Source organism: Pseudomonas sp. (genome assembly GCF_037994325.1).
Classification (GTDB): Bacteria; Pseudomonadota; Gammaproteobacteria; order Pseudomonadales; family Pseudomonadaceae; genus Aquipseudomonas.
Genome location: NZ_JBBNAH010000268.1, coordinates 1 through 8,310, shown reverse-complemented (window position 1 = coordinate 8,310; position 8,310 = coordinate 1). Strand labels below are relative to the sequence as shown.

General features: G+C 60.8%; 7 protein-coding genes and 1 pseudogene. 5 read left to right on the top strand and 3 right to left on the bottom strand.

The window, feature by feature from the left end; all coding sequences use genetic code 11:
- Positions 1–41: 41 nt before the first annotated feature.
- The 3 genes from AAAB16_RS08990 to AAAB16_RS08980 are packed head-to-tail and all read right to left on the bottom strand — an operon-like array spanning position 42 to position 2,930.
- On the bottom strand, positions 42–848 hold the full coding sequence (locus AAAB16_RS08990; RefSeq protein ID WP_340663024.1) for an ABC transporter ATP-binding protein: 807 nt from the start codon (positions 846–848) through the stop codon (positions 42–44).
- A complete protein-coding gene (locus AAAB16_RS08985) occupies positions 845–1,879 on the bottom strand; it encodes an aromatic ring-hydroxylating dioxygenase subunit alpha (protein WP_340663023.1) in 1,035 nt (344 codons plus the stop codon). The genes AAAB16_RS08990 and AAAB16_RS08985 overlap by 4 nt, the downstream gene beginning before the upstream one ends.
- A gap of 58 nt (positions 1,880–1,937) precedes the next feature.
- A complete protein-coding gene (locus AAAB16_RS08980; protein ID WP_340663022.1) occupies positions 1,938–2,930 on the bottom strand; it encodes an ABC transporter substrate-binding protein in 993 nt (330 codons plus the stop codon).
- 512 nt (positions 2,931–3,442) lie between these two features.
- On the opposite strand from AAAB16_RS08980, the gene AAAB16_RS08975 reads away from it, so the two are divergent.
- The 5 genes and pseudogenes from AAAB16_RS08975 to AAAB16_RS08955 form a co-directional block, all read left to right on the top strand.
- Positions 3,443–4,108, top strand: coding sequence for a TetR/AcrR family transcriptional regulator (locus AAAB16_RS08975; protein WP_340663021.1), 666 nt, complete (start codon positions 3,443–3,445; stop codon positions 4,106–4,108).
- Positions 4,108–4,692 (top strand): YigZ family protein, encoded by a 585-nt coding sequence (locus tag AAAB16_RS08970; protein ID WP_340663020.1) that lies wholly within the window; start codon positions 4,108–4,110, stop codon positions 4,690–4,692. Before AAAB16_RS08975 ends, AAAB16_RS08970 begins: the two co-directional genes overlap by 1 nt.
- Before the next feature lie 423 nt (positions 4,693–5,115).
- Entirely contained in the window at positions 5,116–6,696 is a 1,581-nt protein-coding gene (locus tag AAAB16_RS08965; protein ID WP_340663019.1) for an ABC transporter ATP-binding protein, read from the top strand.
- An 11-nt stretch (positions 6,697–6,707) separates the two neighbouring features.
- Entirely contained in the window at positions 6,708–7,805 is a 1,098-nt protein-coding gene (locus AAAB16_RS08960) for an ABC transporter permease (RefSeq protein WP_340663018.1), read from the top strand.
- Positions 7,806–7,957: 152 nt separating this feature from the next.
- Positions 7,958–8,310, top strand: a pseudogene (locus AAAB16_RS08955) (ABC transporter permease); the annotation flags it as partial.

The following is an 8,310-nucleotide window of genomic DNA, read 5'->3' as shown; positions in this document are numbered from 1 at the left end:
CGGGAGAGGGGCAAGGGGTGAGGGCCAGCAGCACCGAAGATTCAATGCCCCTCCCCATTCGCTTCCACCAACAACGCCGACAACCGCGCGCACTGTTCAATAAACCCTGCCGACATGCGAAACGCTTCATCCCGTTCCTGCGGCCCCTCAATCTTCACATCGGCAATCAACCGCCCCGGCCGCGCGCCCATTACCACCACGCGCGAGGACAAAAACACCGCCTCGTAAATACTGTGGGTGACAAACACCACGGTCAGATCACGCCGCGCCCAAAGCTGGCGCAAGTCGCTGTCCAGCCGGTTGCGGGTGAATTCATCCAGCGCGCCAAAGGGCTCATCCATCAACAGCAGATTGGGTTCGGTGGCCAACGCGCGGGCAATCGAGGCGCGCATTTGCATTCCGCCAGACAGCTCGCGTGGGTACACGCCACCGAATTTGCCCAGCCCTACCATTTCCAAAGCCGCCTGTACCCGTGGCGCGCTTTCTTCGCGCTTAACCCGCGCCAGGTCCAATGGCAGGCGCACGTTGTCGGCGACCTTAGCCCAGGGCATCAACGTCGCCTCTTGAAACACCATGGCCAGCTTTTGCTCGGCAGCGGTCGGGCTGATTTCGCCCTTGCCCCACCACCGCACATGGCCCGCCGAAGGCTGTTCCAGGCCCGCGAACATTTTCAGCAGCGTGCTCTTGCCGCAGCCGGATGGGCCGAGCAGCGAAACAAACTCGCCCCGGCCAATTTCCAGTTTCATTTTCTGCAGCGCATGGGTGCCGTTGCCGTAGGTTTTCTCCACCTGGTTGGCCAGCAGCACCGGTGGCTCTTCGCTTACTGGCAGGTTAAAGGCGGCGTTCATAGCGGCATGCCCGCAGGGCGGAATTGCTCTTCTTCACCGTGTTGTTGCAGCAGCTCAAAGAGCATCTTGCGCATGATCAAGCCGGGCTTGTCCGACTCCATATGAAACTCCACGCGCCGCCGCGTATCGACGCAAGCGTCGTAGTCGGTGGCTTCGAGAATTTCTTTGTCCTCCAGGGTAATCGGCGCGTCCCAGGCGATCAGTTCTTCCGTGCTGCACGCCTCCTCGCTGTCGTTGCGATACAGCCACTGCACCAGCTGAATACGCTTGTCGTCGATGGGCGTGGCGCAGTTGTAAATGATGTGGTGCAAGCCGCTGTCCGGGTAGGTGCAGCCGAAGCGCCGCACAAACGGCAAGTGCCAACGGTTGAACAAGTGGCGGGTGGTGGTCGGTGCGCTGGAGCCGGTTACGCGATGGCCGGCCACTGGGTTGTTGATCGGCACAATAGTCTCGGCGGCAAAGCCCCACTCGTTTTGCTCGAGTAAATACTTCGACGGTTTCGGCTGGCTGAGCATGCCGAAGTTAGCCTTGTGCACAAAGCTGAAGTGCGAGTTATCAAAGGAGTTCTCCATAAAGCGCAGCGGGCTGGTTTGCCACTCTTCATAGAACTGGAAAATGCGCCGGTACTGCGGCTGGCCGTCTTCATCAAAGTGCGGAATCGGTTGCAGCGGCTCGCCGAGACACACCCACACGTAGCCGTACTTTTCCTGGCAATGGTAGGCGTCGGTGCGCGCACCGGCGGGAATGGGGGCGTTGTCGGCTTGCTGCGGAATGCACACGCAGGCGCCGCTGCCGTCATAGCGCCAGCCGTGGTAGCCGCAGACGATCACACCGTCATCGACCCAGCCTTTGGACAATTGCGCGGTGCGGTGGCAGCAGCGGTCGGCCAGGGCCACCGGGCCCTCTTTGCCCATAAACAGTACGAGGCGTTCGCCGAGTAAGGTGAACGGCTTGGGGCCATCGGCAATAAAACTTGCCGGCATCAGGGCATACCAGAAGCGGCGCAGTACGGGTTGTTGGGTGACAAGCATGGCGGTTTCCTCATCGGATCGTTTGGCGCGGCTCTTGGCTGGCGGCGCTTGAGTGTTCTTATTGGGCAGCGACGTCGCCGGCAGCCGGCAGCACTTTCAGGTCACGGACAAAGCGCGTGTCGTAGGCTTTTTTCCAGTTGGTGTCGGCACTGAGCAAATTGGCCTGCACCATAAAATCGCGGGTCGCCTGCCAGCGCGCATCGGTCATGGTGCCGATGCCATGAGTGGCCGCATCGCCGCCCTCAACCAGGTGATATTCCTTGAGCTTGGCCACACCCCAGGCGAGCAATTCGTCGTTCATGCTCGGGTTGTCTTTTTTGATCAACTCGTTGGCGGGCGCGGGCTCGGCCAGGTAGCTTTTCCAGCCTTGCATGCTGGCGGCGACAAAGCGTTGCAGCACTTCGGGGCGCGTGGCGATCACGTCCTGTCGCGTAACCAGGGTCGAGCCATAGGGCGGGTAACCGGCGTCGGCGAAGAGAAAGAAGTTGGCTTTTTCGCCGGCCTTTTGTGCTTGGAACAGCTCGGAGGTGGGGTAGCCCTGTTGCGCGGTATTGGGGTCGGCAAAGAACGGTTGCAGGTTAAAGGTGTACGGGCGCGCCTGGGCATCGCTGAAACCGTATTTACCTTTCAACCAGGGCCACCACGTGGTTTGTCCGGAGGTGGAGACAAGGATTTTTTTGTCTTTCAAACCGTCCAGCGCGGTGACATCGGCGTGGGTCAGCATGCCCTGCGGGTCACCCTGAAACGGCGCGCCGATAGCCACCACCGGCAAGCCTTGCTGCACGCTGGCGAGCACTTGCAGGTCGTAGTTGATGATCACGTCAGCCTGCTTGTTCAGCAGCAACTGCATGCCGTTGACCTGTGGCCCGCCCATGCGGATTTCCACGTCCAGGCCGTTGGCAGCATAAATGCCTGTGGCCTGAGCCTGGTAAAAACCGCCCTGCTCGGCCTGGGCGTACCAGGAGGTGAGCAACACGATTTTGTCGTTGGCCTGTGCACTCAGGCTCAACAGGATAGAAGCGATGGAACCCAAAACAACGCGTGCTTTCATGGCGAAGGTCTCTCTGCATAAAGGGCTGCTAGGGAAACCGGATGGGGTGCGAGCGAGCAGCAGGGCGATGCCTGCTGGCGGAAGAGTCATGACGATGTGATGGAAACGGCGCATGGCTGACCTCTCTCTCGTCCAGGCAACTGCCAGGAACAAGCACCCAATACCGGGTGTGCGACCGGGTGGCCGCAAGAGCAATGTCCTACGTCGAAAAAAACAAGCCTCGACGCTAACCGCTTCTACTCGAAACAGGTCTTTGCAGAGGCTGTGCCAAGGTGAGTGAAACGCCGATGGCAGCGGCCTTTGTTGACCACCAGGACAGTTGTTGATCGCACCGAGCCGCCCGCACCAGGCCACAAAAACGCGCACACACCCACCCGGCGCGCACAACGACGGTGCACAACCCACACTTACTACGACATCCGCCGCTTTTTCTGCGTCATGCGCTTGTAAGCGGGCAGCCGCCTGGGTTATCAGTGCACAGGCTCCCCACACTCAACGGTTCGGTTGTAGTTATGAACTTCGAAGTCCCCGCGCACACCGCGAAAAACACCGGCAAACCGGCCGGGCGTATCCGCCAGAAAAACGAAGAAGCGATTCTGGCGGCCGCCGAAGAAGAGTTCGCTCGCCATGGTTTCAAAGGCACGAGCATGAACACCATCGCGCAAACGGTCGGCCTGCCCAAAGCCAACCTGCACTACTACTTCAGCAACAAGCTGGGGCTCTATTTGGCGGTGCTGAGCAATATCCTCGAACTGTGGGACAGCACCTTTAACAACCTCACAGCCGAAGACGATCCGGCCGTGGCCTTGGCCGCGTATATCCGCGCCAAGATGGAGTTCTCGCGGCGCCAGCCGTTGGCCTCAAAGATCTTCGCCATGGAAGTGATTGGCGGCGGCGAGTGCCTGTCGGAGTACTTCAACCAGGACTACCTGACCTGGTTCCGTGGCCGCGCCGACGTGTTTGAGGCCTGGATTGCCGCCGGCAAGATTGACCCGGTGGACCCGATCCACCTGATCATTTTGCTGTGGAGCAGCACCCAGCATTACGCCGACTTTAACCAGCAAGTGTGCCGCCTCACCGGGCGCAAAAAGCTGGCCAAAGAAGACTTTGCCGTGGCCACCGACACCCTTATCCATATCATCCTCAAAGGCTGCGGGCTTACGCCGCCTAGCGCCTGATGCCGTTTAGCCTGGCCCAACCTTGCGAGTACCGCGAGGACATCAAAAAAAGCCGTTTTCTGACCTTGGCTGCGCCGATAACCAGCGCGGCCGAGGCGCAGGCGTTTATCGAGCGCCACAGCGACCTGGCCGCCACCCACAACTGCTGGGCGTGGAAGGTGGGGCAGCAGTACCGCTTTAGCGACGACGGTGAACCGAGCGGCACGGCGGGGCGGCCGATACTGGCCGCGATTGAAGGCCAGGATTGCGACCAGGTAGTGGTGCTGGTTATTCGCTGGTATGGCGGTATTCAGCTCGGCACGGGTGGGCTGGCTCGCGCGTACGGCGGTGGCGCGAGCAAGTGTTTGCAGGCGGGTGAGCGGGTGGAATTGGTCAGCCGCGTGCAATGCGCCTGCCACTGCTTGTTTGCGGAGTTGCCGATTTTAAAAGCGCGCCTGAGCGAGTTGGAGACGGTATTGGAAGGTGAACAATACGACGCAGATGGCGCCACATTGCAGTTAGCGATTCCTGAAGCACGCCTCCCCGACTTGCAAAAAACCCTCGGCGATATCACCCGCGGCCGCAGCATTTTGCAGCGCCTGTAAAACGCAATTGAGGTTTGCTGGTCGCCCCCGTAAGCCTGACCCACTCTGGATTCCCGCCTACGCGGGAATGACGGAGGTTAGGAACAGGAACTCCGTCGTCCCCGCGCAGGCGGGGACCCAGGTGCCGCAGCGTTCGGCCGCCCCCTTTCCGTCGGCGCCCTGCGCACCACATTGCCCCATCACTGGACTCCCGCCTACGCCGGAATGACGGAGGTATGGAATAGCAACTCCGTCGTCCCCGCGCAGGCGGGGACCCAGGTGCCGCAGCGTTCGGCCGGCCTTTTTTCGCTAACGCTCTGCGCACCACCCTTGTGCCCTCAACCCCATCAAAAAAATACCCACCCCCTCTAACGCCAGTTTCTGACCGGCTGGCCAAGTTTTTGCTTATGCCAGCCACAGTTGTCTTTTCTTGAGTCAGTGACCATGTCCAGTTCACCTCCCGTTCCGCGCTTGCAGTTGCAAGGCATCACCAAGCGCTACCCCGGCACGCTTGCCAACGACCGTATCGACTTAAGCATCGAAGCTGGAGAAATCCATGCATTGCTGGGCGAAAACGGTGCGGGCAAAAGTACGCTGATGAAGATCATCTACGGCGTCACCCAGCCTGATAGCGGCAGCATTATTTGGCAGGGCGAGGCGTTGAAAATGCGCGACCCAGCCATGGCCCGACACCTGGGCATCGGCATGGTGTTCCAGCATTTCTCGCTGTTTGAAACGCTCACCGTGGCCGAGAACATTGCCTTGGCCATGGGCAAGCAAGCCGGCACGCCCAAGCAGTTGGAGCCGCGTATTCGCGAGGTGTCGCAGCGTTATGGCATGGCGTTGGAGCCGCAACGTTTGGTGCATAGCCTGTCAATTGGCGAGCGTCAGCGGGTGGAGATCGTGCGGTGCCTGATGCAGGACATCAAACTGCTGATCCTCGATGAGCCCACCTCGGTACTCACGCCGCAGGAAGCCGACGAACTCTTCGCTACCCTGCGGCGCCTGGCCGCCGAGGGCTGCAGCATTTTGTTTATCAGCCACAAGCTCGGCGAAGTACGCGCCCTCTGCCAGAGCGCAACCGTGCTGCGCGGCGGGCGGGTGTCGGGGCATTGCGTGCCAGCTGAATGCTCGGACCTGGAGCTGGCCAAGCTGATGGTCGGCGATGCTGAAGGCTTGGAAAGCAGTTACCCGAAGGTCAGCGGCGGCTTGGTGCGCCTGCGAGTGGACGACCTTAGCTGGCATAACATCGACCCCTTCGGCACCTCGCTAAGCCACCTGCGGTTAGAAGTGCGTAGCGGCGAAATCGTCGGCATCGCCGGTGTCGCCGGCAATGGCCAGGATGAATTGCTCGCTTTGCTGAGCGGTGAAGTGCGTTTGGCCCGTGGTGAGCGTGAGCGCATCAGCCTGGACGACCAGCCAATCGCCAACCTTTATCCCGACGCCCGCCGTCAGCGCGGGTTGGCCTTTGTGCCAGCCGAACGTTTGGGCCATGGTGCGGTGCCGGATATGTCGCTTTCCGACAACGCCTTGCTCACCGGCTTTCAGCAAGGCTTGCTCAGCAAGGGCTTGATCCAGCGCGCCAAGGTGCTGGCCTTTGCCGAGGAAATTATTCAACGCTTTGCGGTAAAAACCCCGAACGCCGAAGCGCCCGCGCGCAGCCTGTCTGGCGGTAATTTGCAGAAATTTATTCTCGGTCGGGAAATCCTCCAGCAGCCAAAACTGCTGGTGGCGGCACACCCAACCTGGGGTGTGGACGTTGGCGCGGCGGCGGCCATTCACCGTGCCTTGATCGCCCTGCGCGATGCCGGCGCGGCGATTCTGGTAATCAGCGAAGACCTCGACGAACTGTTCCAAATCAGCGACCACCTTGGTGCCTTATCCGGCGGCACGCTCTCGCCATTAACCGCCACCGCCAGCACCACGCCCGCCGACGTCGGCCGCTGGATGGCCGGCCAATTTGCGCCGCAGGCGCCCAACCTTTCCCCCGGTTCCAGCGCCAGCAGCGCTGCCACCCTGAGCTGACGGAGCACTTCATGTTGTTATCCCTGGAACCGCGCGGCCAGCAATCGCGCGCCATGCTCTGGCTGTCACCGTTGTTGGCCGCCGTGCTGACGCTGGTGTGCGGCTCGCTACTGTTTTTGGCCCTGGGCCTGAGCCCGGTAAAAACCCTGCACACCCTATTGATCGCGCCGATTAGCGACTGGTACGGCGTCTCCGAGCTGTTGGTCAAAACCCTACCGATTCTGCTCTGCGCCCTGGGTTTGGCCGTGGCTTATCAGGCACGCATCTGGAATATCGGTGCTGAAGGCCAGCTGTTGCTGGGGGCGTTGGCGGGCAGTGCTGTGGCGGTGAATATCATCGACTGGGAAAGCCGCTGGGCGCTGGTCTGGGTGTTGGCTGCCGGCACCGTTGCCGGCGCGGCCTGGGGCGGGCTGACGGCGTGGCTGCGCACGCAATTCAACGCCAACGAGATCCTCACCAGCATCATGCTCAACTACATCGCCCTGAACCTGCTTCTGTACTTCGTCCATGGCCCGTTGAAAGACCCGGAAGGCTACAACTTTCCGCAGTCGGCCATGTTTGGCGATATGGCGCGCTTGCCGCTGCTCAGTGAAGACGGCCGCCTGCACGCCGGGGTGTATTTCGCCCTGCTGGCGATTGTGGCGATCTGGGTACTGCTGCAGAAAAGCTTTCTCGGCTTTCAAATCAAAGTGCTCGGGCTCGACCGTCGCGCAGCGGGCTTTGTCGGCTTCCGGGAAAAAAGCCTGGTGTGGTTTGCCTTGCTGGTTAGCGGCGCGCTGGCAGGGTTAGCCGGCGTGGCGGAAGTGGCCGGGCCGATTGGTCAGTTGGTGCCGCAGGTATCGCCGGGTTATGGCTATGCGGCGATTACCGTGGCCTTTCTTGGTCGGCTTAATCCGTTGGGGATTGTGTTCGCCAGCTTGCTGATGGCGCTGCTGTATATCGGTGGGGAAAGCGCACAACTGAGCCTGAATTTACCCCAGGCGATTACCCAATTGTTCCAGGGGATGATGCTGTTTTTCCTCTTGGCCTGCGATGTGTTGATTTTGTATCGGCCGCGGCTGAAGGCGGTTTGGCGCCGGCGTGTGGGCGTGAAAGAAGCGCTGGTCTGAGCCCCCTCACCCCAGCCCTCTCCCCGAGGGGCGAAGGAGACAGACCATATACAGGTCGGTTCCCCTCTCCCGCCTGCGGGAGAGGGGCTAGGGGTGAGGGCAAGCCGTCCCACGATCACAGAGCTATAACAATTTCTACGGAGCAACACCCGATGGATCTCGACCTGTTAAGCAATATTCTCTTCGCCATGGCCCGCACCGGTACGCCGTTGTTGTTGGTGGCCTTGGGCGAGTTGATTTGTGAGAAAAGCGGCGTCCTCAACCTGGGGCAAGAAGGCATGATGCTGTTTGGCGCGGTGGTGGGTTTTATCGTCGCGTTTAGCACCGGCAGCCTATGGCTCGGCGTGCTGTTGGCGATGGCCGCCGGCATGCTCTTATCGCTGTTGTTCGCGGCGGTGGCGTTGGGCTTTAACGCCAATCAGGTGGCCACCGGTTTGGCCCTGACGATTTTTGGTGTCGGCCTGTCGTCGTTTATTGGCGCCGCGTGGGTGGGTAAACCGCTGGC

Bases quoted from the DNA above. Each gene is read 5' to 3' on its own strand.
- AAAB16_RS08965 (WP_340663019.1), top strand. From the start codon at position 5,116: ATGTCCAGTTCACCTCCCGTTCCGCGCTTGCAGTTGCAAGGCATCACC.
- AAAB16_RS08975 (WP_340663021.1), top strand. From the start codon at position 3,443: ATGAACTTCGAAGTCCCCGCGCACACCGCGAAAAACACCGGCAAACCG.
- AAAB16_RS08980 (WP_340663022.1), bottom strand. From the start codon at position 2,930: ATGAAAGCACGCGTTGTTTTGGGTTCCATCGCTTCTATCCTGTTGAGC.
- AAAB16_RS08960 (WP_340663018.1), top strand. From the start codon at position 6,708: ATGTTGTTATCCCTGGAACCGCGCGGCCAGCAATCGCGCGCCATGCTC.
- AAAB16_RS08970 (WP_340663020.1), top strand. From the start codon at position 4,108: ATGCCGTTTAGCCTGGCCCAACCTTGCGAGTACCGCGAGGACATCAAA.
- AAAB16_RS08985 (WP_340663023.1), bottom strand. From the start codon at position 1,879: ATGCTTGTCACCCAACAACCCGTACTGCGCCGCTTCTGGTATGCCCTG.
- AAAB16_RS08990 (WP_340663024.1), bottom strand. From the start codon at position 848: ATGAACGCCGCCTTTAACCTGCCAGTAAGCGAAGAGCCACCGGTGCTG.